This is a genomic window from Pseudomonas sp. MYb541 (genome assembly GCF_037479595.1).
GTDB lineage: Bacteria > Pseudomonadota > Gammaproteobacteria > Pseudomonadales > Pseudomonadaceae > Aquipseudomonas > Aquipseudomonas canadensis.
Genome location: NZ_JBBGYS010000047.1, coordinates 12,638 through 36,226, shown reverse-complemented (window position 1 = coordinate 36,226; position 23,589 = coordinate 12,638). Strand labels below are relative to the sequence as shown.

Below are 23,589 nucleotides of genomic sequence, written 5' to 3'. Positions count from 1 at the left end.
GAGGCGCGAAATGAACGCAGCTTACTACCTGCTGGCCATCGCCGCGGGGCTTGGCATTACCCTGCAGACCACGCTGAATGGTCAACTCGCTAAAGGTGTGGGTGGAGATTCCGTAGCGGCGGCGCTGTTCTCATTTACTGCCGGAGCGGTGTGCCTGGGCGTCTTTTCATTGATGCGTGGCGGGATAGTGGCCTCACTGGCGGCTATACCTGCCCAGCCCTGGTGGAGCCTGCTGGGCGGTCTGCTGGGTGCCGGTGCCTTGCTTAGTTATGTGGTGCTTGCGCCAAAAATCGGCCTGTCAGCCCTGCTGGGCCTCGCTATCGCAGGTCAGATTATCTCCTCACTGGTTATCGATCATTTCGGATTGATGGGGGCATCGGAAAGGCCGGTGTCTCTCATCAAGTTGGCCGGGTCGATGGTGATGCTCGCAGGACTGGCCATCGCCCTGTTCGGTGACAGGTGGTCAGCGCTTTTCTCCAACTGACTGCCTTGTTTGCCCCATCCTGTTTCGTAGGACGCAACCATGTTTAAAACCCTAAGCGGCACCACCAGTCTTCTTGGCGAGTGCCCTGTCTGGTGTGAAAGAACGGAACGCCTGTTCTGGACCGATATCCCTGGTTGCGAACTGCTTGCTCTGGACCCCGTGAGCGGTGAAGTACAGCACTGGCGAGTGCCCGAGCCGCTGGGGTCGTTCGCCCTTACGACCAATACAGACGTATTGCTAATGGGATTGGCCTCCTGCCTAGGTTATTATAACCTGAGTACTCTTCGCTTCACCAAAATTACCATCACGCCTGGAGTACCCGGAACCCGGGTCAATGATGGCCGCTGCGACCGTATGGGCAACTTTGTGTTTAGCACTATGGATGCCGGTGAGGCGGTGCAAACTATAGGGCGATTTCACCGGTTCAATGCCGCGACGCTCAAGACTGAAACGCTGGACCTTCCCGAAGTGGCGATCCCGAACAGCATCTGTTTTAGCCCGGACGGTTCCACCATGTATTACGCGGACTCCCTGCAAGGATGCATTTTCTGCTGCGATTACCCGTCGCTAGAAAACCAGCGTGTATTCACTACAGTCAACGGTCAGGGTGCTCCAGACGGTTCTTGTATTGATGCGCAGGGCTTTCTCTGGAATGCGGAATGCGGAATGGGGCGGTAGCAGAGTCGTGCGTTACGCGACTGACGGCAAAGTTGACAGCGTGATCGACTCCCCGTGTATTCAGACCACTTGTCCGGTGTTAGCGGGACTTGGTTATGAAACGCTTTACTGCACCAGCGCACGGATAGGGCTGGATAAGCCGGCAGATTTCGATGGCACGCTGATAAAAGCCGAAGCCGTTTTAGCTGCCGGATCCCCTGAAGAGCGATTTACAGGACGACTGCACTGAATAGTAGGTTCTAGCCTGTCGCGCCGTTCTGAATGCCAACTTGGTAGACGCGTATGAATGACCGCTTCTGGCCGATTTATGCCTGTTGCGAAGGGCCGCTTTTGGCCGATTTCTGCCTGTCGCGACCGGTTGAAACCGATATCGTCGCGACGATTCAGCCACAAAATTTTCAGCTTTTACGCAATGCGCCTCCTCTTTTGCTGTCTGTAACCCTGACTCCGCAAAAGGAAAGGCTTCATGTCGATACGCCCTCTGCTCTGCCTGCTTGCATTGCCGTTGTTCGCAGGCTGCCAGTTTTTGCCCCATACCAACTACTTTACCGCGCCCGAAAACGAGCCCAACCCTGCCTGGGTACGTATCGTCGACTACACGCAGCACGCCGAAATTTACCAATACGAAAACGGCAAACGTTCGGGCGGCGCCGTTCGCACCGGCCCCCTGCCGTTCACCCACACACAGGACGTGGGCATGCCAAAGGCAGGGCAAGACCTTACATGGGACTATTACGAAACGCAGATCCGACCCGGTATCGAAACGCAAGTGGATCTATTCTGGGAGGGGACACGCACTCGTTCCTGCTATGTCTCGACTAAGTTCACGCCCCAAGCCGGACGCTATTACCAGTTCAGGCTGACATCCGGCTCATCAGGCAACTGTAGGTTATACGCATCACTGATCGAGCGCGACAAGGAAGGAAGCGGTTGGCATCTCACGCCAAACCCGCAGGTGACCTATAACGGCGATGGACCGACGGCCAAAACCCATTACGAGAACAGCCGCTTTGAGAACCCCAATTATCGTCCACCCGCGGATCTCTATCCGGGGATAGACGTTTACTAAACAGGTAAACGACTACAAGGAATCGTTGATTGGCTAGCGCAAAATACTTCCGAATGATCGGTGAGCGAGCCTCAGAGGATCTGTTTGCATGGTCGGCATTTGTCGTGCAAACAGAATTCCTATGGCAAGACACGGCGTCAGTCCAGGACGCCGTCGCTTGGCAGCGTGTTTGGTTCGAGCTGGAAATACTCAACGGGCTTGCATTGGCGCAATGGGAGGATGAGGGAAAGCCTGATAACTGGTCGTGCCGCTGGAACGCCGACTATCGACAAGAAGCGGCGGTCCTGGCGAATGAGTTGTTGGAGCTGCTGTGCGATGCAGTCTGTTCAAAACATGCCGAATAGAAACTCGGCTGCTCAATGAACCTTTGTCTTTGGGGACTTGTCATTACGAAAATGGGCATGACCCGGTATATCCGGCTAGACCTGTCGCAAGGTGAGTATATGGAAGACATAGATGATTTTAGATTTAGATGCCACGAGCTACTAGTTGAGCTTGATGCCGCCAATACCAAAATGATGATGATGGTGGTCTCGAAGAGAGTTTCAGGGCCTGATTGGGATGAGGAAGTCAAAAAGCATCATGAAGCATACAAGGCCTGGAACTCTTTTCTTCATCCCGTTACCGTCCCTCCAGACGATCAGCATTAGTTCTTATTAAGTGGCCAGAAGGTTCCCGAACAATGGGGCTGGGCACGACCAAGTGTTGTAAATGCTTCTATCGTATCGGGCCGGAATCAGTCTGGGGTATCGCCATTGCCAGCTTTGAGTCGAAAGCGGCTTTTAGTAAATGGCGGCTAATGGCCCAGAGTGTGTAAAAACGCTTCACCAAAATTTAAGTGTCCGCGTCTACGTCAAATCTGAAATTTATCGGTACGTCAGCAGATGTGGATTTTGCGTAGAAACGCGATTTTCGGTTCGGTTTTGAGTACCTGTCGCGCTCAAAAACGTTTTTCCACAGCCTCGGCCAAAAGCAGCCATTCATAATCCCTTAAGGTATAGGGATGCTAACCTCGCTAGGCCAAACTGAGGCAAGGCACCTGAGAGATTCCGGGGATCAAAAAATGGAAGAAACACTCTCCTCTACATTTATGCGCACCAAAGGGAAGCCCATAAGTTTCAATGGAAAAACTATCGTTGCGATAATGGAGATCAAGATCACAGAACCCAGAACCGTCTTTTCAGTTCGTCGATTGGGCGCTACGAACGGTCGAGTGCAAGGATTGGCATTAAAGATGATGGGCGGGCAAATCGTCGTCGAAGGCTCTGGCAACGGCTGTCCCGAAATAGTTTTGTGGTCTGATACCAGTCCCGATGCTTTGGAGATAGAAGTGTTTTCTAAAGGTGGAAACGTTCTAAAAATCTGGAACGTCTGGAAGAGCGCTTTTGGCATGAATGCATGGGTTGGCAATGCTGGAATTCACGTCCACGGGACCGATGGCACGATGACGTTGGAATGTAGCGACGGGGTGGGTGATGTCGACTTCTCCGATTATGTGGTTGTTGTGGAAAAACGATAATGCACGGAGTTATGTCGGCTTTGGGTCGACTCCCGCCCATAGTGAACGGCGGAGGTCGTTCAAACCCCTAGCCAAATACACTGTCGCGAAGATCGCACTCAAAAATTTTGGTGCAAGTGTGCAGCCAAGGAAAAGGGAGGATTCATGAGTCTTGATCTGTGCTTGGAAGCTGATAGTACGCTCACAATTTCGACGCTGAGCAAGGCAGTTGCGAATGCCGGTGCTTGGGAAATAGAGGTCGCAGGAAATGGGCTATACGCTGAATTTACCTCGGGACTTAAATTGAGTACCAATGACGTACTCGATGCCCCTACGATTTATGCTGAGAATACAATGGGTATCGACTTCCCTGTCGCTGTGCGTTGCACCATCAGAATTAAAGGGCCCGAACCAGAGGGGGAGTCGGCTATGGAAGATCTGAATAAAATCGCTCGGTCCATATCTCAGTCGTGTTCGGCTTTCTTTCTTATTAGCTTTCAGTTCGAAAAAACCTTGTACTGGCGGGATGCGACAGGGCTGCATCGTCCTTGAGGTAGGTGCCTGCGCGTCCTCTTTCAGACATTTCCGAATGGTGTTTTTTCGGACGAAAACGCCCCTGAATTGAGGAGCTGCTTTTGGCCGATCTCTGACTGTCGCCACCGTCAGCTTTGGGTCGGTTTCAGCCGGTCGCGACAGGCAGAAATCGGCCAATAGCAGTCATTGCTTAGGCGCTGAATCGGAGGCTGTGGACACGTGAGGTGATGAGGATTCGAATCTCTCCTTCACCGCCACATTCTGAAAACGCAAGCCCCTGATTTTCCTAGAGAAAGTCGGGGGTTTGTGGTTTTTTGCGTCCAAAAAATAGTCCCATGGGACCACCATGGGACTGGCGCTCTATTTTGGTGCGAAATTGCGCCGTTCAGTGACTGAACTTGAGCGTCGTATTTCGCACGTCGCATTGAGGACATGAGCGGCCCCGGTTTTGCAGCCGCTATCTGGTTCCCGTCTCTGCTGAGGTGGCATAAAATTCCTAAGCCATCTTAGAGTTGAGCGGGGGTTATGTATGGACAAGATTGGGATGCGCCTCAAAGAAGAGCGTGCTCGGTTGAATTACACACAGCAGAGGTTCGCAGCCATTGGCGGCGTGCTGGCGAATGCGCAGTCTAAGTATGAGCGGGGTGAGCGAAGCCCGAGCGCGCTATATATGGCGCAGCTAGCTCAAGTCGGCGTCGACGTCTTATATGTGTTAACCGGTCAACGGTTAAGTCGCGCTGAGGACAGCGATTTTGGTGTGGCATTTAACGGATTACCCGCGCGCGAACGCAGGGTGATAGCTGAACTAGTTGAATGCATTGCTAGGCGCGCTTGAGAGAAGTATCCAATGCCCAGCCTTTATGAACTCTGAATCTTTTTAGCGATAGCTTGCAGCTCGTCCCATGGCCTGTGTTTCTGACCCTGGTACCAGCAGCTCGGAGCGTGCAGGAACAGTTCGGTCTGATCGTTTTCACGTTGTTGGGAACCGCAATTCCTACAGGAAACGACCCCTCCAGAAGTTTGCCATCTGCTATTCCAATTTATCAAATCGTCTTGCGCGGTCATGAAAATCTCTACAAACGCGTACTTTTTGTAAAAGATACTGGAGTCTGGCATTTGTTCCGCAAAATTTTGGTGGATAGCCCGCGTCACAACTGATTCTGATAACGCCGCTTATGTTCAAAAGGCCCCTACACTTGAAGCCAGTGTGGGGGCTTTTTTGTGGGCCGGTGAAAACCAGCCCCCCCTGCGCTGGTAGACCAACCCCCACAGCGGTGGTTTTACGCAGTGACCGCTAATTCGATCAGGAAGCGCCTTCCTGGCGTTATCCCTCACCTCAACAATAATGGGTGAAAGAATGAGCGTCGTATTCTCGCGCAATGGTGTCAGCATGCCCGATCTGGTCCGCACCAAACTCGCCAATCACCTGGCACGCCTCGGCCGCGCAGCAGATGTGCCTGCCTTGGCACTGGCCGAAGAGCGCGCAGAAGGTTTTGTGGAGGGGGTGGAAGCCGCACGTGCGCTAACCCCCGCTACGATTGAGCGGTTGTTTATCGCTGTTGAAGACGCCGCAGCACGCCGCCGGCGGGATCTGGCGCCATGAATGGTGAAGCGATCCAGTCAGACACCTTGAGCGCCCTGGTCAGCCAGCACGCGATCCGCGAAACGGTGGTTGTCCCGTACATGGCATTGATTTCACGGCGACGCGTTCATTAGCCATCCTGACCGCGATCAGCAAAACGCACCGCGATAGCCTGGAATTGCTCATGGTTGGCCAGGAAAACCTCGCAAATATCTGGATCGAAATGCGTAGCACATCCCTGGCGGATTATCTCCAGCGCCTGATCGTGTGACATGCCTTTCTTGTATACGCGTCGGCTAATCAGCGCGTCATAGACATCCGCCAATGCCATGAGCCTGGCGCTGATGGGGATGTCATCGGCACTCAGCCCATCGGGATAACCGGTACCATCCCACTTCTCGTGGTGGCTGTAGGCGATCTCCTTGGCCAGGCGCAGAAATCCCACCGAGGTGCCCAACTGCTCTTCGGCATGCCGGATTGCATCGCGTCCCAGTACCGTATGGGTCTTCATCGTCTCGAACTCTTCCGGCGTGAGGCGCCCCGGCTTGAGCAGTATGTCATCGGGGATGCCGATCTTGCCGATGTCATGCAACGGAGCTGACTTAAACAGCAGGCGGATACTTTCGTCATTGAGAAACTGCTGGAACCTCGGATGTTCGCGAAGCATCTCGGCCAGTAGTCTGACGTAGTGCTGAGTTCGTCGAATGTGGTTACCCGTCTCATTGTCGCGGGTTTCGGCCAGCGAGGTCATGGCCTGAATGGTCACATCCTGGATGGCGATGACCTCGGCGGTGCGGCGCTGGACTTCCTGCTCAAGGTAAGCCTTCTGATCACGCAAAAAGTCGGCGGCCGCCTTGATCTTCAATTGGGTTTCCACCCGTGCCAGCACGATGGGTGGGTTGATCGGCTTGGTGATGTAGTCCACGGCGCCCATCTGCAAACCCAGGATCTCGTCTTCCATTGTTGCCATGGCGGTGATGAAGATTATCGGAATATGAGCGGTGCGCGGATCGCGCTTGAGCTGCTCTGCCACCTCATACCCCGACAGATCAGGCATCATGATGTCGAGCAGAATCAGATCCGGGCGAGGCTCCTGCACCGCTGCCTTCAGCGCGCGCTCACCGCTGATGGCAACCCGCGTGCGGTAGATGTCCTTCAGCAGGCCATTGATCAGCGTAATGTTCTCCGGCGTATCATCGACAATGAGGATGATCGGGCGAAGTGAGTAGTTTAGCGTTTCACTCATGATGCTCCCTCCAGCACGGGGTATCGCGGTTCGTCGATGCACGTTTGAGGGTTAGCCGTGCGGCCTCGAAGTCAAAGTTGTTCACCTCATTCATCAACTGCTCGAAACTGTCTTGGCCGAGTGCTCCGCGCAACGAATCCGCATACTGTTCCATATAATCCGGCGCTGCTCCGTCATTGGCCTCCAGCAGGTGGATGAGCGCTATGGCATGCTGTGCCCAGTCGACGCTCGATACCACCGCCGGTGCTGCCTGGCCGCTACCCAGCGCTTGACGGATTGCATGCACGGCCAGCGAGAGCGCCTCGATCAATTCATTCACCAATGCGTCCGACTCAGCGTGTGCCCTGATCGCGGTTTCCAGCTTACCGGCCATGGCTTGCAGGCCGCTGAAACCGAGGTTGCCTGCAACGCCTTTCACGGTGTGGGCCATTCGCTCGGCCGTCGCCCGATCACCCGCGCGTAGCGCGTTCCCCAGCGCTTGCCCTTCCATAGCCCTGCGGTCGGCAAATTGACCCAGCAGCTTGATGTATAGCTGGCGATTGCCCGCCACTCGCCTCAGTCCGTCGGCGCTATCTAGCCCTGGAATGTCCGGTAGGCGCTCCTCGCCCGATGCGGCGCTGGACGGCTCCACTGCCGCCGACCGAGGTACGACCCAGCGCAGAACCGTGGCGATGAGTGCTTGCGGATCCACGGGCTTGGTCACATGGTCGACCATGCCCGCCTCGATGCAGCGCTCCCGGTCCTCGACCCTGGCATGTGCGGTCATAGCAATCACCGGGATCTGTGCGCAGTGAGGCCCGACGCGAATACGCCGGGTCGTCTCGAGACCATCCATCTGCGGCATCTGTACGTCCATCAGCACCGCGTCGTATTGCGCTGCAGCCAACATCGACAGCGCCTCGCAGCCGTTGCCGGCAACTTCCACCAGGGCACCGGCAGCCTCGAGAAGCTCCCTGGCAATCTGTTGGTTGATTTCGTTGTCCTCCGCGACGAGCAGGCGCACTCCGGCGAGCACCTTCGCCTGCGCAATGGGTACGGTTAGCGCCACCACGCCCGTTTGCGGCGCGAATAAGTTGATCAGTACCTCTACCAGCGAGGACTGGTTGACCGGCTTGACCAGGAACGCGCGAATGCCGGCCGCTTGCGCAGCGGCGTGCATTTCGTCATGCCCAAATGCACTGACCATGACGGCGTACAGTGCAGGCTGCAGGCCAAGCGCCCGGCGCGTCGTCTCGATGCCATCCATCTCTGGCATTTGCCAATCCACCAATAGCGCCAGGAATGGGTGGTCGGCCGAAGCACCGCGAAGGCTCTCCAGAGCAGCCTCGCCTGACGCCACCGCGACCGGCGAAAGCCCCGCTACGCGAAGCATGTCGGAAAGGATCTGGCGCGCGTCGGCATTGTCATCGACGACCAGGACGCGCGCTCCGGCGAGCTCCGCAGGGACAATCTGGCGCTGCGTACGCATGTGCTGGTCAAGACCAAGCCAGACGCTGAAAGAGAAAGTGCTGCCGTTGCCCGGTTCTGAGTCAACCGCGATCGTTCCGCCCATCAGCTCGACGATGCGCTTCGAGATGGCAAGGCCCAGGCCGGTACCGCCGAATTGTCGCGTTGTGGAGCTATCGGCTTGGGCAAAGGCCTCAAAGAGTCGCCCGGTTTGCTCGGGAGTCATGCCGATACCGGTATCGCGGACACGAACCTGCAGTTTAACTTTGTCGCCGGTGCGGCCCAGGTTGCGAACCACGACCGTCACCTGCCCCTGTTCGGTAAATTTCACTGCGTTGCCTACCAGGTTCAGGATGACCTGGCCCAGACGCAGCGGATCTCCAAGCAGCGTATCGGGAACGTCCGACGCCCGGTCGAACAGCAGCTCAATGCCCCTGTCGTAGGCCTTTTGCGCAATCAGCGAGGACACGTTGTCGAGCACTGCGTCTATCTCAAATGGCACTGCCTCGACGCTAAGCTTGCCGGCCTCGATCTTGGAGAAGTCGAGGATGTCGTTGATGATGCCAAGCAGCGAAGTGCCCGCGTTGTGGATCTTCGAGACATAATCGCGCTGCCGCTGGTCCAGAGAAGTCTTCAGCGCAAGGTAAGACATGCCGATGATCGCATTCATGGGCGTGCGGATTTCGTGACTCATGTTTGCAAGGAAGTCGCTTTTTGCCCGCGTCGCCTCTTCAGCAATCTCCTTCGCCCGCTGCTGCGCGTGCTCTGCTGCCTTGCGCTCGGTGATGTCCTGCAGCCAGCCGAGCAGCCCTTGCTCCCCCTGGATCTGGATTGGCAGGTAGGTGACAAGCATGGTGCGTTCGCGCCCCTGCCGGTCACGCATCGGCACTTCCTGGTCCTTTGCGATGCCGTCGTCCGTGAGGCGTTCGACGATGGCTTCGCGATCATGCCCATTCGCGTAAATCTGCGAAGCAGCGTCACCGACGCCTACGCCGAACGTTTCACAGAAGCGGGGGTTGGCGAAGCGGATCACGCCCTGGGTAGAAAAGGCTATGTTGATTGGACTCGTATCGAGGATTGCCTGCAGCCGCGCGCGTTCTTCGCTAAGCGCCACTGCTGCCGCATGATGATCCGTGACATCGCGCACCCAACTGGCGACCAGGGTCTCACCGTGGATTGTCACGAATGATGCACCGACCAGAACCCAGAGAATTGATCTATTTTTGTGCAGCAGGCGGGTCTCGAAGTTTTCGACCTTGCCGTTTCGTGTCAGCAGTTCGAGGAAGCGTTCGCGCTCCTCAGGGTCGAAATACAGGCTCGTGGCGTTGCGCCCGAGCAGGTCCTCGCTGACATAACCGGTCGCCTGTGAAAAGCGTTGGCTTACTTCCCTGACAGCTCCGTTCCGATCTGCCAGCACCAGGCTGGCGGGGCTGGTATCCATGAGCGCGCGGGTGAAAGCCTCGCGCTCGGCTAGCTCTGCGGCAACGCGCTTGCGCTCGTCTACTTCCCGGTTGAGGCGTCGGTTCCAGGCCAGCATGGCGCCGAGCAACAGCAGGACCGCGACCAAGCTCGGTATCGCCCAGCTCATTACGGTTTTAATATCGAGGCCGTCCTCGTTGAGGGACTCCTCGAACAGCCGGTATTCCATGAGCGATACGCGATAGTACCGCCGCCAGCTCGCATCGAGCGGCGAATCAATGCGATTGCTGGACTGGAAGAACTGCTCCAGCGCTCGTGCGAGATCCGGCGCGTTGCGCGCAACACCCCACCCAACGCTGGTCGCTTCGCTGACCGGAAACGCAATGGAGAGACGTTCGGGATCTTCACGAGCCCAGCGCAGCGCGCTTTCACTACCCAACACCGTGAAGTCCACCTTCGCATCGGCTACCAGTTTCACCGCCTGCTCGGTTGGCGCATAGACGATTCTGACCGGCTGACTGGATAGAGGACCGCGGTTGGCTTCATCGATCCACTGCTCGTAGCCCGTACCCTTCTGCACTGCCGCCGTCAGACCGAGCAGATCAGACACCTCGTTGCCAAGGGACTGGTTGGAGCGATGGGCGATGACCAGGTTGCGTACCCGGTAATAGGGCACGAGCAACATCTTCGTTTCGCGCCAAGGGACGATCTGCAAGTCATTTGGATAAAGATCACAGCGGCCTTCGGCGAGTAGCTTCGGGTCGTAGCTTGCCTCGCGTACGGTCTCGCCCCGATCGTCGTGAAACTGCGCATCGAAACTCGGCAGTTCCGTTACCTGTGGGCGTAAACCGAGTGACCGCGCGAACGCCTCCGCGTTAGTCCGGTAGAAAGAAGCGCTTGAGCCAGCCACGCATATGCGCAGGACGCCGCTTTCCCGAATCTGGGACAGCGTACGTGCTTCCACGCATGGCATGCCCAACACCAACAAGCTTACCAGTGCAAGCAACGCTCCCAAGCGCGGCTCTGTTTTCAAAATGCTCCTGCTGGTAGGTAATTGCTCACTATCCAACTCCACATATCCTTGTGAACGCCCTTGCACGAGCTTGTCCGCCGTTCTGCACTGGTATTATAGGTTTTTGGAGTGTAGGCATACGGTGCAGCAAGCGCCAGCAACAAAAACAGGGCCAGCTAGCAACTTCCCACTGCTACTCACCGTCCGGAGAGTGAGTTTCCGGACGCTTACTTAATACTCGCACACCTAAGTTTCTCCAATGTCCGGAAATGGCCGGGAGCTGTCTGTTCCAGGGAAGCAAACGCCAGCCACGCCGCAAGCGAGTATAGCGGCCGCTTGCGGCGTGGCGCGCGATTGCTGGCCCTGTATGAGTGATGTCACAATGTCGCGCCACGCCTTGCACGCTCAACCACGAGCGCGATCCATGGACTCTCACGATGCCCAGCCGCTGTTGCTGTTCTAACGCGCTCGACCGGCCGGAGAGACTTCTGTTGGTTCGGCTGCGTCGACTACTGTGTTTCGTGTTGCTCTCGGCTCAGGCTGCGTGGGCGAGTCCGGTCACTAAACAGAATAGTGCTGAGCAGGTTATTGATGTACAGCTACGTTGGCGGCATCAGTTTCAGTTCGCGGGCTACTATGCCGCCATCGCTCAGGGCTATTACCGTGAAGAAGGACTGGACGTGCGCTTGCACGAAGGTGGCCCCAATGTCACACCGGTCGAAGAAGTGCTCTCTGGGCGTGCCCAATACGGCGAAGCTAATAGCGAATTGCTCTACGCACGCCTGCATGGAAAGCCCTTGGTAGCGCTGGCGGTGATTTTTCAGCACTCACCTTCCGTGCTCGTGGCTCGCACAGACCAGGGTGTTCGCACTGCGCACGACCTGATCGGCAAGCCGTTGATGCTGATGGATGCGCAGACAGATGCCGATTTTCTGGCGATGTTCCGTAGCGAGGGTATACCCCTCGAAAAACTACAACTGCTACCCAGCAGTTTTCAAATTGGGGATCTGGCCAGCGGTAAAGTGACGGCGTTCAACTCGTACCTGACCAACGAGCCCTTCTACCTGCAACAGCGGGGCGTGGAATACAACATCATCTCGCCCGTCACCTACGGGATCGACTTCTACAGCGACATCCTGTTCACCAGCCAGGCCGAGATTGACGAGCATCCACAGCGCGTCGAGGCCTTCCGCCGCGCTACCCTGCGCGGCTGGCGCTACGCGATGGATAACCCCGAGCAAATCATAGACCTGCTGCTCAATCAGTATTCGGTGGACAAAAGTCGCGCGCACTTGCAGTTCGAAGCTCAGGCCATGCGTCCGCTGGTGGTATCTGACCTGATCGAGATCGGTCATATGAACCCAGGGCGTTGGCAACGTATGGCTGAAACTTTCCTCGAACTGGGTATGGTCGACACTATCGCCGGGCTGGAAAACTTCATTTACGATCCCAACCCGCCGCAACTCGTTGAGCGACTGCGCAAGACCATTGTTCTGATCAGCATCGGCGCTGTGCTTGTCCTGATGTTCGCTCTGGTTCTGTTGAATTCCCAGCGCCATCTACGCAACGAGATCAAGTTGCGCAAACTCGCCGAAGAGGAAGTACACAAGCTGGCTTTCTATGACAGCCTGACTGGCTTACCCAATCGCAATAGTTTTATTCCCTTCGCTAGTCAGAGGCTGCTCGATGCAAAGAATCGTGGAGAGCATCTGGCCCTGTGCTATATCGACTTGAACCACTTCAAGCAGATCAATGATCGTTATGGCCACCAGGCGGGCGATGCCATGCTGATCCACGCAGCCTCGGCGATCAAATCCAATATTTGCGAGTTCGAAATAGCTGCCCGCATGGGCGGTGATGAATTTATCTTGCTGCTCGACGGCGCGCATCGCAGAAGCGATATCCAGCGCATCACAGGTGAAATCTGCGAAGCCGTCGCCTTGCCCATTCCATGGGAAAACAGCCAGATCAAGGTTAGCGCTAGCCTAGGGGTGGCGTGGTATCCGGAAGATGGTGAAGGCCTCGACGATTTGATTTTCAAGGCTGACACCGACATGTTCCAAAGCAAAGCCAGTATCGCTGCGCACGCTTGAAGCTGCTGCGTGGTGCCCCTGCGAAAAGACTTGGTGGTTAGAAACCAGTGCGCCATTGCGGTGTGCGTGTGTCGTCCTTCGCATGAGGCTTCAATTCAGCGCAGTTGACTGGCCCGGATTGTGAAAGCTGAATGGCCACTTCTGGCCGAGAGCTGTCAGTCATAGCTGCTCCATGTTGACAGAGCTTCCGAAAAACATTTTGACTAGGCTCTAGGAAGGCGTTTTCAGGTCGATAATGCTGTTATTTGCCCCCCCTTTTGCCCCCAATCGCATTGAGTGTGCGAGTGATCTTGAATGGTGACCTGCGACTGACTCCAGTATGGCAGTACCTGGTATTCGGTGCACGCAAGCTAAAGCGGCGCTCCCGAGCAACGCAATCAGCGTGAGCGAGGATCTTTATTTGATCCGAAACACACTGGTTTTATGCTTGCCTCTCATTCAGCCCTGATTGTTTCGTGAAATATTTCTGCATAAAGCCGAGCGACGGTCGGTGTGAGGTTGTGTACTGAAGGAATCAGAAAATTTGAGTTGGGGGCGAGTCGTTTTGCGTAGATGACTTCGTAAACCCTGCGAACGATTCCTGGCTCTGTTTCCTCTTGGTCGAAGCCAGGCATTATTCCTACGGCTTTGTAACCCGCATGCTCCAGTGCTTGTTGCATATACGGAGCGCTGGTTGTCGCCATACCATAGATCAAGCCCGCTCCCATGAACCTTCCCATTTTTTCTCCGAGGTCTTGGGCAGCTACGGCCAGTTTGGTTTGTCTATGATGTTTGGCTACCGCGCCCACTCGCCCGAAGATGACATCAGCGCCGTCAATTTTTTCCCACGTTGCTATCGCGACGATTTCATGATTTCGGCGGACCACTATAGCGAACATCGCCCGCTCCAGATCGTCTTCGAGCACCACGTTGTCTTCATAAAATTGCTGGTTCAGAAAAGGGCTCCCTAACCCCACCGTAATGGAGGGAAACCACGTCTGGAAAAAAATTATCGCTACATCGATCTCCTCGCGTTTCAGGTAATCCCATGTGTAGCCAGAGGGTAAAACAGTGAAACTGCGAATCTGATCGATCATTGGCCATTTCATGCGGTTCTGCTCGTCTTGATAGTCTAATTGCCTTTCAGGAATCGGTCGGAGAAAGGGGCTTATTCAGTCGCTTCTCTATCGAGTTGTCTGCGATCTATCAGCAATTCCCGGGCGTCTAGTGAGGGGAGGCGGCGGGTTAGACGGCGGTGTTTTCAGGTTTGAGGACAGCGCCCTCGCAGAGTCCTGGGTTATGCCTGGCCGCAAATTGTCTGTGGCGGTCGACCACTTCACCGATGACAAACTGCATCAGCTTCTGGACGAAGGCCGTATCGAGGTTGGCCTCCTGGGCGAGGGCTGTCAGACGTTCGTATTGATGCTGCTCTCTCTTCTTGTCCACCGCTGGCAATTGATGTCGGGCTTTAAGCAAGCCGACCTCATCAGTACAGCGGAACCGTTCAGCAAGCATGTGGATGAGCGCGGCGTCGATATTGTCGATGGTTTGTCTGAATGCCGAGAGTTGACGCGTGATGTCGGAATTGTCCATGGATAACCTCGTGGCAGTTGTTCTAAGGGGCTTGTCTGTACCCTTCCTTGGTCCTTCCATGATTGGACGGAGAACCTGAGCAGGCGCTTTACGCGGGATCGGGCATGTTCAACGATTCCTCCAGCCACTGCATGACTACCTTGAAAGCCGAGTCTGAATTGCGTTCATAGATCAATCCGTGGCCGTTGCCGTGAATACCCAGTGCCGGTAGATCCAGGTGGTGAATGTTGGCACCGGCATTTCGCAGGAAAGGGACAATGCTGGATGCGTAAGAAGCAAACGCTGATGTCTCACCTGTCATCAGCGCTACCGGAACGCCCTGCAATCCGGGAATTTTCAGGGTTGATGGTTCTGCTGTGCGGACTTGCTCCGCCGTCTCGCGAGGCGGATCAAAGGTCAAAGGGGCGGCGGTCAGTCCCCATTCGAGGCTGCCTATACCCGGCGTATGGCCAAATACCGGCCCCATAGGCTCCACTGCCACAATCCCTGCGATCAGGTCGGGTCGACGATCGGCGACCAACCAGCCACTGGGCCCGGAAGCGGAATGCGTAACGATGATGGCCTTACCGATTCTGTCGAGCAGTTCGGCCAGTCGGTCCGCGTCCAGGGTCTGCGAGGCCGCAAGGTCAGCCGGCATGGGGCCGTAAGCTGCAATGAAGGCGTCAAACGCTGCTTCGTCATCCGACTCAAACGGCCACTGCGTTTCTCCACCTCCCTCTGGAAAGTAAACTTCGCGGGCGCGTTCATAGGAGAACGCTGGCCCCATCGGTCCCATGATGTCGGGGTGATACGGCGATCGCCCGTGGCCGGGTCTGTCGACGCGAAAGACTACGAAGCCCGCTTCGAGGAACCGCTGCGCCCATCCCGGGCGACCATCGGGTGTATCCAGCCATTCGGTGCCCTGCAGCGTGCCGCCGTGCACCAGCACCACGGGATAGGCTTGAGTGATGTGCTCAGGGGATTCCCAGGCTACGTACATCGGACCCTTCTGGAAATTTTTACCGTTCTGGGTAACACGGGCGCCGGTCACCCAGAAGTTGCCACGCCGCGTACGTTTTATCGGTGCGCTTCGCCAGGGTTGCTGGGCATGATCGGCTGATTGGGTAAGTGTCTGCGTAGCGAAGACCGACCAGTCCTTGTGCCCGTCTCCCCGGGCAACTGCCGACGTCATTTTCGATCGCACTGCATCCGCAGCAGGCAGTTCCAGGTCCTTGAGACGGCCCGCATCAATAGCCAGATTTATATCCTTGAGGCCAAGAGACAGTTTGAAACCCGGTTCAAAGCTGTTGTTGGCGATGTTCTGCCCATACCGTTGATAACTGGGGCAGGCGAACAGGGTCTGGGTCATGAGGTTGACGAAAATCGAAGGGGTCAGTCCGTGGCGTTGAACGAGTCCGCTTGCTTCGCCCAGCGACTGGATGGCTTGAGTGATCATCATGTTGCCGGCGATTTTCGCGATACACGCGTGTTCAGGCTGATCGCCCAGATACCAGGTTTTTTTCCCGAGCAGGTCAAACAGCGGTTGAACCGTCGAGACAGCTAGCTGCGATCCGGCCGCCAGGATGTTCAACTCGCCGCTCGCGGCCACGGCGGGCACGCCGAAAACCGGTGCCGCGACCAATGCCATGCCGATTGCATCATGCATGCCCTGCAACTCGACCATGAGTGAAGGCGACAAAGTCGACATCACGACATGCACGCAGGCCTTGTCTGCATTTTCCAGAGCAGCGCTGGACAGCAGCACTTCCCTGACGGCGGCATCATCGGCCAGCAGGCTGATGACGACCTCTTGCTGAAAGGCCGAGGACGGGGATTCGAGAACGCTTACTCCTTCGAGATCCATAATCGCAGCGTGACTACGGTTCCATGCCGATACGTGATGGCCGGCCCGGATGAGCAACGGAATGATCGCTCTGGTCATGCTTCCCACACCGATAAAGCCAATCTTCATTTGCAGTCCCTCGGTTGGTGTTTCGACGAAGGTGTATGCAGAGAAGTATGTCGAGCCTGGGATTGCTACGGCACTGCCATTACTGCACTCTCACTGTTCATTTTTGTACGGGGTAGAGTATGGACTGGAGTGATGTGCGGATCTTTCTCGCGATTGCCCGCAGTGGGTCATTGGGCGCTGCTGCCAAGCTGTTGGGTGTTAGCCATCCGACCGTGGGGCGGCGCTTGCAGGTGCTTGAGCAGTCCAGTGGCCAGCCCATTTTCCTGCGTACCACCCAAGGTTTGGTACTGACCGACAGCGGAGAGAAGCTGCTCAGCCTAGCGCAGGAAATGGAGCAGAGTGCGTTGGCCATCGAAAGGCGCCTGGCGGGCGACAGCGCCCAGCCAGAAGGTGTGTTGCGCATTTCTTGCGCTGACTGGTTTGCCTGTTATGTGCTGGCCCCCGTCCTCAGTGAACTGGGGCGACGTTACCCTCTGATTGTGCCTGAGGTTATCGCCGGGCATCGATTGTTTGACCTGGCTCGTCGCGACGCCGATATCGCGTTTCGAATCGTCCCTTTCACCGAACCCGATATTGTTCACCGCAAGCTGATCTCCCTGAGCTATGGGTTATACACGGCCGTCGGATCTGCTGATCCCGAGCCACAGGGCGAGGGGGTTGGTTTGATTACCATGAGTGTTGCCCAGTCTCATTATCCCGATGTGCAGTGGCTGCAGCAGCGTTACCCTCTGGCGCGTACCTTGTTCACCAGTAGCAGCCGCACAGTCCAGGCGCAAATGTGCACGCAGGGGCAGGGCGTTGCCGTATTGCCCCGCGCCTTGGGTGACCAATTAACGGCGCTGCGGTTGATTGATCCGCACGAGCCGCCACCGGGTCGCGACATATGGATGGGCTACCACCAGGACATGCGCCAGATGGACAGCCTTCGTGCTCTTGCCGATCTTGCTTCCATCATGATCGGCAATCAGGCATGCGGTTGACTCACTCTGCTGGGTGCATGGCCGCCGTTTGCGGATCAGTAGCAGGTTGGCGCGTCAGGGTAAGGCTCAATCCCGCGCCTACCGCCAGGCATGCTGCGATGCAGAGTATGGAGACGGTGAAAGCGTGGGTGATGGCAGCCGCGTCCGTATCCGTGCCTAGAAGGGTGTAGAAAATGCCGCCTATTATTGCCACGCTCAGTGACGTGCTGATTTGCAGGGTGGAGCTGGTAATGCCTGCAATCATGCCGGAGTATGCGGGTGCCACACGTCCTGTGATCATGCGCATCAATGTCGGAAGGGCTAATCCTTGTCCGAAACCGATCAGAAACAGAATGACGGCAAGGGGCAGCGCAGCGGGGCTGGCGGACATCGGCGTGTGCGCCACGAGCCAGGCCAAGAGCACAAATCCCAACACTTCAAGCCCCATTCCGACGGGATTGACGTATGCCCCCAGAAAACGCCTGAACTGAGGGGTGGAAAGCGGTCCCAGCAAAAATCCCGCGCCGAAAGGAAGGAAGACGAGGCCTGCATTGAGTGGGCTCGTGTGCAGCGCTCCCTGTAGATAAATGGAAAGCAGCAGGAAAAACACGCCGATCGCGTAAAAGGTGAGGGCGACGAGCAGTGCCCGGGCAAGACCGGGCGCGCGCAGTGCGGCAGGATTCAGCAACGGAGCACCTTGCGCTTGATGCAGGCGGGCTTCGTAGCGCCAGAACAGCCAGGCCAGCAGCGGCACCGCTGCAAGCGACAGCCAGGCCCACAAAGGCCAACCCGATTCACGCCCCTCGATCAGAGGAATGATCAGAGCCGCAAGCGTCACCATCGACAATAGCGTTCCGCCCAGATCCAGCTTGCTTGTCTGTGGTGCGTGGGTTTCCTTGACCACTGGAATGGCGACAAGGATGACCAGTAACGCAATCGGTAAATTCACCAGAAATATCGCCCGCCAGCCCAGGTTCATCAGGTTGAGCGATATCAATATTCCGCCAAGTGCCTGGCCGACTACCGAAGCCAGACCAAAGACCGCGCCATACAGGCTCAGTGCCAAGGGCTTTTCGGAGTCGGGGAATATCGCCTGCACTGATGCGAGTGCCTGAGGTGCCATGATGGCTGCCGTCACGCCTTGCAGCGAACGTCCGGCGATCAACACCCAGGGTGACTCGGCTACACCGCAGATCAGTGAGGCAACGGCAAAGCCAACCAGACCAACGAAGAACATTCTCATGCGGCCATAGATGTCACCCAGCCGTCCACCGGTAATCAGTGTCACGGCATAAAGCGCCGCATACGAGGAGATGATCAACTGTTCGGCGGAGGAGGCCGTGCCTAGCGATTGCTGAATTGAAGGCAGCGCTACGTTGACGATGAAAAAATCCAGCGGCGGTAAAAATGCACCGACCAACAAGATGGTGAACATCAACCAACGCCGCGGTTCCGGGGGGGCGACTTTTGTCTTAGGCATAAGGTCTCCTTCCTGGAACCCTTCGGTTCCAGAATATTCTCGATTGCAGGTCATGCTCTGAATCAGCTGACTCCAATCTAAACGATCAAACCTTCCCTTACGCCTCACATAAATGAACGGCCAATGTTCATTTATGGCAGTGCCGCTCAGCCCCTGACTCCTCTCAAAATGGCCGCACTGTGGTTCCAGTCGAGCCACACAATCGAGACTGAGGAGTCAGATATGTCAGGCAAATTCGCTAATCAGGTTGCAGTCGTCACCGGGGCATCCACAGGGATCGGGTTTGCAATTGCGCAAGGTTTGATTGCCGAGGGAGCCAAGCGTGTTTACATCACGGGTCGTTCTGCAGCCACGCTGGAGGCGGCGGTGGCGAAGCTAGGCGACAGAGTCGTAGCGGTCATTTCCGATGTCGCCAGCCAGGCTGATCTCGATAAACTCAAAGCTACAATTGAGGCGCGCGACGATCAGCTGGACTCAGTGTTTGCCAACGCGGGTATTTGCGAAAAGAACCCGCTGGGCGAGACCACCGAGGCGGCTTATTTCAACATGTTCGACATTAACGTGAAGGGGGTTTTTTTTACCGTTCAAACGTTGATGCCATTGTTGAAAAACGGTGCGTCGATCGTGTTGACGGCCTCTATCTGTTCCAGCAATGGGATGGAAGGACTGAGCCTCTACAACGCATCCAAGGCCGCAGTACGGTCCTTCGCCAGGACTTGGGCCAACGAACTCAAAGGTCGCAAGATTCGAGCGAATGTCCTGAGCCCTGGCTTCACCCGCACGCCTCTGATGGATAACGGCTTGAAGATGAGCGAGAGCGACATTGCCGCGCTGCGCCAACACGTCGAGCAGATCACTCCGCTGGGGTATATGGCCCAACCTGAAGAAATCGCCTCGTCGGCGCTGTTCCTTGCATCTGCCGATGCGAAATATGTCAACGGTGTGGAGCTGATGGTCGACGGCGGCCTGTCGCAGATCTGAACACGTGCTCAACCGTAGCGCAGCCCTCGCGGAGGGCTGCCTTCGTCGCTTATGCGAAGCCTCAGCAGGAAACCCCATCATGAACATGGAACAACTGACCGCCCGACTGGACGCCCTGGAAAGTCGCGCCGCCATCGAGTCGCTGATAAACGCCTACGCCAATGCCTTCGACCGCATCGACGCCTCGCTCCTGAGCGGTATCTGGCACGAAGAATCAACACTGGATCTACCGGGTTTTGGCCAAGCCGGAAACCGTGACGAAATCCTCGCGATGGCGCAAAACAGCTGGCGCCAGATGCCACATATGCATCACTGGATGGCCAACCCGCTGATCGATATTAAGGGTGACAGCGCGGTGGGTACGGTGGCTGCGGATTGCCTGTTTCACGACATTGAAAAAGGCCCGGTGCAAGTCAGCGGGCTGTACCACGACAGGTTTGAACGTCGGGACGGAAGATGGGCGTTCTTGTCACGTCGTTTTGAACTGCACTTTCTTACACCTTTGAAGGACTGGGTACCCGTTGCTGGCGAAGAAAAGTATGCGCCGGTCGAGCACCAGAGCCTGGGCAAGCCCTCAGACAGTTGACCTGCGCGCATGAGTTTCAGTTGGGGGCAGCGAACGACAAGCACTGTCCGCCGACGTCGTTCAAGCTCCAGGGAATGACAGCGAAAAACAGATAACCCCGGGCTTTGGCTGTTCGACACGCACGTGACCTTCATGCAGTTGCATGATTGCCACGACGATGGCGAGGCCAAGGCCGTAGGAGTCAGAGTTCTGGTGGCGAGACGCATCGCCGCGGTAAAAGCGGTCGAAGAGTTTGCCCACGGTTTCATCACTCAGCACAGGCCCTTGGTTCTTCACTTCAATGCGGGCTCCGCCGGGGGTTTCCATCACCCGGATCTGAATCTCGGTGCCCTCGTAGGCATAGCGAACGGCGTTTGCCACCAGGTTGCTCAAGGCTCTGCGCAGCAGCAAAGGGTCAGCGAGCACGTTTCCATCGCCTGTTATCTGTACGGTCATTCGCCGCTCTTCAGCCAAGCCTTCAAAATAGTCGGCAATGCGCTGCGATTCGTCATGCAGCGATAGTTGCTGGCGCTCCACCAGTGCGTGCGCTTCATCGGCGCGCGCAAGGAACAGAATGCTTTCGACGATGCGCGAGATCCGTTCGAGCTCTTCAAGGTTCGAAGCGATCAGTGCCTGATAGTCATCCTCGCTGCGGCGCTGGCGAAGGGCGACCTGGCAATGCCCCATCAGCGACCCCACCGGCGTGCGGATTTCATGGGCAAGGTCAGCGGAAAATTGCGTCAATCGTTGATAACCCCGGGCAAGACGATCGAGCATCGCGTTATAGGCGTCACTCAGCTGTTGCAGTTCAACCGGCGTATCGGAGCTGTCCATACGGCTGTGCAGACGCTCGGGTGTTATCGCTGCCGCATGCGCGGCCATCTTGCGTAACGGACGCAGCCCTCGACGCAGTACCAGGTAACCCAGCAACGCGGTGGCCAGAAACGCAAGGGCAACGGCCAGGTAGATACGTTCGCGATACGCCGCGAGCATAGCCATTTCCTTGCCCATGAGGTGCGCGGCGGTCAGGCGCACTTCACGTCCCCCCGACGTCGTGACGACGGAGGCGGCGCGCAGCATTGTTCCCGAGTCGGTCACGCCGCTACGCAGGTCACTGACGCTCAGCTTTGTATCCTGGCCGATCACGGGCAGTTCAGGCAACGTGACGTTCAGTGGATTTACCTGGATTACCGGTTGCTGTCCGGGCTCTTCAATGATGAAGATGTCGTCTTCGCTGTCGAGCATGTTCTTGAAAATCTGCGGGCTGTCGCGCAGCTTTTCGATGGCGAGCTCGTAGTGCAGCAGCTTGCGAAAATGTTCCAGGCGGCCCATGACCGCATGATCGCTGTACACCAATACCGAGGCTTTCATCGTCTGATACAGATAAACGCCTGCACCGGCCACGGCCAGCATCGCTACCATGGAAAACGCCACGGTCGATCGCAGGGTCAGAGAGGGTTGGCGTCGGGACCGCATGGCCTCACCTCGCAGACATAGCCGATACCGCGAATGGTATGGATCAGCTTGATAGGGTAGGGCTGATCGACCTTGCTGCGCAGGCGCTTGACCGCTACGTCCACCACGTTGGTATCGCTGTCAAAATTCATGTCCCAGACTTCCGAAGCGATCTGTGTCCTGGACAGCACATCGCCTGCCCGGCGCAGAAATAGATGCAGCAGGGCGAACTCCTTGTTGGTCAGCACGATCACCTGCTGCTGGCGTGTAACGCGGCGCCGGACCAGATCCAGCTCGAGGTCGGCGAGGTGGAAATGGTCGGCTTCGCGCACGACACCACGACGCAAGATGGTGCGGATGCGTAACAGCAGTTCAGTAAACGAAAAAGGTTTGACCAAGTAGTCATCGGCGCCCAGTTCCAAGCCGCGAATGCGGTCCTGCAACTGGTCGCGCGCGGTCAGGAACAGCACGGGGACGTCTTGTCTGGCGCGCAAAAGCTCGATGATCTGAAACCCGTCAATCCCGGGCAACATCACGTCCAGCACGATCAGATCGTAGGTCGTATGCAAGGCCATGTGCAGGCCGTCGGCGCCGTGCTGGGTCCAGTCGACGTTGTAACCGGACTCGCCGAGCCCCTTTTTGAGGTACTCACCTGTTTTGGTGTCATCTTCGATTAGCAGGATATGCATCGTGAGGCGCGCTCGGGTCTCTTCATGACAGGATTCAGCCCGCGACATCGGTATCTCGGCTGTGCAGTGTAACGGGATGAGCGGGCGCAGTCGGTTACATTTCTGTCATTCATGGGCAGGGCTGACGAATGACAAAAATGTCATTCGGCGGTCATCGTGACGTCCCGGTCTGCGGTCGAGGATGGCGGCACATCACCCCATGAGGAATCGTCACCATGCAACTAAAAAACGCCTTGTCTACCACATTCGGTTTGTTGATGCTCAGTGCTGCCGTCATTGCTACCGCGGCTGACATGCCGGTGATCAAACCGCTGCGTGGCACGGTGGAAAGCGTCAGCAACAATACGCTGACATTCACTGTCCGCTCCGGCGCCCAGCAGACTATCGGACTGACTGACAAGACCGGTATCAACCGGGTATCGAAGGCCAATATCGAATCGATCAAATCCGACAGCTTCATTGGCTCGGCGGCCATCCCGCAGGCCAACGGAACATTGAAGGCGCTGGAGGTGACGGTTTTTGACGCCAGCCTGAAGGGCAGCGGCGAAGGTCATTATGGCTGGCAGAACGCGGATGGCAGCACAGGCACCATGACCAACGGTACAGTGGGGAAACTGTCCAAAGCTGACGGCCGCACATTGACCGTCAACTACAAGGGTGGCGAGAAACAAATCGTCGTACCGGACGATGTGCCAATTGCCTACGTCGAGCCAGGCAAAGCCGATGAACTGGTCAAAGGTACGAAAATTGTCGTGTTCCCCGCCGCAGATGGAACCACCGCGCGCGGCATTGCAGTTGGCAAGGATGGCTTCCAGCCACCGATGTAATCACCTGAAAAGGCAGGGGCGCTGCCGCTTGGCAACGCTCCGCTACATG

24 protein-coding genes are annotated in these 23,589 nt (G+C 56.6%); 16 read left to right on the top strand and 8 right to left on the bottom strand.

Features of this window, described 5'->3' with window-relative positions:
* Positions 1–10 precede the first annotated feature (10 nt).
* From WH299_RS24530 to WH299_RS24485, 11 genes are all read left to right on the top strand, one after another.
* Positions 11–484: a DMT family transporter gene (locus WH299_RS24530; protein WP_015371102.1), complete on the top strand. Its 474-nt coding sequence runs from the start codon at positions 11–13 to the stop codon at positions 482–484.
* 39 nt (positions 485–523) lie between these two features.
* Positions 524–1,162, top strand: coding sequence for an SMP-30/gluconolactonase/LRE family protein (locus WH299_RS24525; protein WP_339551525.1), 639 nt, complete (start codon positions 524–526; stop codon positions 1,160–1,162).
* Positions 1,116–1,391, top strand: a complete 276-nt coding sequence (locus tag WH299_RS29760) for an SMP-30/gluconolactonase/LRE family protein (protein WP_445262723.1) — start codon at positions 1,116–1,118, stop codon at positions 1,389–1,391. The genes WH299_RS24525 and WH299_RS29760 overlap by 47 nt, the downstream gene beginning before the upstream one ends.
* Positions 1,392–1,628: 237 nt before the next feature.
* Complete coding sequence (locus tag WH299_RS24520) at positions 1,629–2,231, top strand: hypothetical protein (RefSeq protein WP_015371108.1); 603 nt, start codon at positions 1,629–1,631, stop codon at positions 2,229–2,231.
* Between the two features lie 29 nt (positions 2,232–2,260).
* Positions 2,261–2,575 carry a hypothetical protein gene (locus WH299_RS24515; RefSeq protein ID WP_015371109.1) on the top strand — a complete coding sequence of 105 codons (315 nt, stop codon included), beginning with the start codon at positions 2,261–2,263 and terminating at the stop codon, positions 2,573–2,575.
* A gap of 99 nt (positions 2,576–2,674) precedes the next feature.
* Positions 2,675–2,881 carry a hypothetical protein gene (locus tag WH299_RS24510; protein WP_032883549.1) on the top strand — a complete coding sequence of 69 codons (207 nt, stop codon included), beginning with the start codon at positions 2,675–2,677 and terminating at the stop codon, positions 2,879–2,881.
* Positions 2,882–3,294: 413 nt separating this feature from the next.
* Positions 3,295–3,750: a hypothetical protein gene (locus tag WH299_RS24505; protein WP_174556999.1), complete on the top strand. Its 456-nt coding sequence runs from the start codon at positions 3,295–3,297 to the stop codon at positions 3,748–3,750.
* Positions 3,751–3,894: 144 nt separating this feature from the next.
* Complete coding sequence (locus tag WH299_RS24500) at positions 3,895–4,281, top strand: hypothetical protein (RefSeq protein WP_017530034.1); 387 nt, start codon at positions 3,895–3,897, stop codon at positions 4,279–4,281.
* Between the two features lie 511 nt (positions 4,282–4,792).
* On the top strand, positions 4,793–5,098 hold the full coding sequence (locus WH299_RS29755) for a helix-turn-helix domain-containing protein (protein WP_445262722.1): 306 nt from the start codon (positions 4,793–4,795) through the stop codon (positions 5,096–5,098).
* Positions 5,099–5,205: 107 nt separating this feature from the next.
* Complete coding sequence (locus WH299_RS24490; RefSeq protein WP_339551523.1) at positions 5,206–5,421, top strand: hypothetical protein; 216 nt, start codon at positions 5,206–5,208, stop codon at positions 5,419–5,421.
* A gap of 199 nt (positions 5,422–5,620) precedes the next feature.
* The gene (locus tag WH299_RS24485) at positions 5,621–5,866 is read left to right on the top strand and encodes a hypothetical protein (protein WP_058426040.1); all 246 of its coding nucleotides are present in this window, start codon (positions 5,621–5,623) and stop codon (positions 5,864–5,866) included.
* A 109-nt stretch (positions 5,867–5,975) separates the two neighbouring features.
* On the opposite strand, the gene WH299_RS24480 is transcribed toward WH299_RS24485, so the two are convergent.
* Together WH299_RS24480 and WH299_RS24475 are read right to left on the bottom strand one after the other, a co-directional pair.
* On the bottom strand, positions 5,976–7,091 hold the full coding sequence (locus WH299_RS24480) for an HD-GYP domain-containing protein (RefSeq protein ID WP_058426041.1): 1,116 nt from the start codon (positions 7,089–7,091) through the stop codon (positions 5,976–5,978).
* The gene (locus WH299_RS24475; protein WP_339551540.1) at positions 7,084–11,031 is read right to left on the bottom strand and encodes a response regulator; all 3,948 of its coding nucleotides are present in this window, start codon (positions 11,029–11,031) and stop codon (positions 7,084–7,086) included. Before WH299_RS24475 ends, WH299_RS24480 begins: the two co-directional genes overlap by 8 nt.
* 374 nt (positions 11,032–11,405) lie before the next feature.
* On the opposite strand from WH299_RS24475, the gene WH299_RS24470 reads away from it, so the two are divergent.
* Positions 11,406–13,061, top strand: a complete 1,656-nt coding sequence (locus tag WH299_RS24470) for a GGDEF domain-containing protein (protein ID WP_223271420.1) — start codon at positions 11,406–11,408, stop codon at positions 13,059–13,061.
* Positions 13,062–13,495: 434 nt separating this feature from the next.
* On the opposite strand, the gene WH299_RS24465 is transcribed toward WH299_RS24470, so the two are convergent.
* The 3 genes from WH299_RS24465 to WH299_RS24455 all read right to left on the bottom strand — a co-directional run bounded on the left by WH299_RS24465 (position 13,496) and on the right by WH299_RS24455 (position 16,584).
* Positions 13,496–14,137 (bottom strand): hypothetical protein, encoded by a 642-nt coding sequence (locus tag WH299_RS24465; protein WP_065873175.1) that lies wholly within the window; start codon positions 14,135–14,137, stop codon positions 13,496–13,498.
* A gap of 148 nt (positions 14,138–14,285) precedes the next feature.
* Positions 14,286–14,633, bottom strand: coding sequence for a chorismate mutase (locus tag WH299_RS24460; protein WP_058426038.1), 348 nt, complete (start codon positions 14,631–14,633; stop codon positions 14,286–14,288).
* A gap of 88 nt (positions 14,634–14,721) precedes the next feature.
* Entirely contained in the window at positions 14,722–16,584 is a 1,863-nt protein-coding gene (locus WH299_RS24455) for an NAD(P)-binding domain-containing protein (protein WP_223271419.1), read from the bottom strand.
* A 119-nt stretch (positions 16,585–16,703) separates the two neighbouring features.
* On the opposite strand from WH299_RS24455, the gene WH299_RS24450 reads away from it, so the two are divergent.
* Positions 16,704–17,564 carry a LysR family transcriptional regulator gene (locus WH299_RS24450; protein ID WP_056859940.1) on the top strand — a complete coding sequence of 287 codons (861 nt, stop codon included), beginning with the start codon at positions 16,704–16,706 and terminating at the stop codon, positions 17,562–17,564.
* 1 nt (position 17,565) lies between these two features.
* On the opposite strand, the gene WH299_RS24445 is transcribed toward WH299_RS24450, so the two are convergent.
* A complete protein-coding gene (locus WH299_RS24445) occupies positions 17,566–18,978 on the bottom strand; it encodes an MFS transporter (protein ID WP_223271418.1) in 1,413 nt (470 codons plus the stop codon).
* A gap of 267 nt (positions 18,979–19,245) precedes the next feature.
* On the opposite strand from WH299_RS24445, the gene WH299_RS24440 reads away from it, so the two are divergent.
* Positions 19,246–20,004 (top strand): SDR family oxidoreductase, encoded by a 759-nt coding sequence (locus WH299_RS24440; protein ID WP_056860326.1) that lies wholly within the window; start codon positions 19,246–19,248, stop codon positions 20,002–20,004.
* A gap of 79 nt (positions 20,005–20,083) precedes the next feature.
* Positions 20,084–20,590 carry a nuclear transport factor 2 family protein gene (locus WH299_RS24435; RefSeq protein WP_078828237.1) on the top strand — a complete coding sequence of 169 codons (507 nt, stop codon included), beginning with the start codon at positions 20,084–20,086 and terminating at the stop codon, positions 20,588–20,590.
* Positions 20,591–20,650: 60 nt separating this feature from the next.
* Here the strand turns inward: WH299_RS24435 and WH299_RS24430 are convergent, their stop codons facing one another.
* The gene (locus WH299_RS24430) at positions 20,651–22,045 is read right to left on the bottom strand and encodes a heavy metal sensor histidine kinase (protein WP_056859942.1); all 1,395 of its coding nucleotides are present in this window, start codon (positions 22,043–22,045) and stop codon (positions 20,651–20,653) included.
* Positions 22,018–22,713 (bottom strand): heavy metal response regulator transcription factor, encoded by a 696-nt coding sequence (locus tag WH299_RS24425; RefSeq protein ID WP_056859943.1) that lies wholly within the window; start codon positions 22,711–22,713, stop codon positions 22,018–22,020. The genes WH299_RS24430 and WH299_RS24425 overlap by 28 nt, the downstream gene beginning before the upstream one ends.
* A gap of 215 nt (positions 22,714–22,928) precedes the next feature.
* On the opposite strand from WH299_RS24425, the gene WH299_RS24420 reads away from it, so the two are divergent.
* Positions 22,929–23,540 carry a hypothetical protein gene (locus WH299_RS24420; protein WP_056859944.1) on the top strand — a complete coding sequence of 204 codons (612 nt, stop codon included), beginning with the start codon at positions 22,929–22,931 and terminating at the stop codon, positions 23,538–23,540.
* The last annotated feature ends 49 nt before the right edge of the window (positions 23,541–23,589 follow it).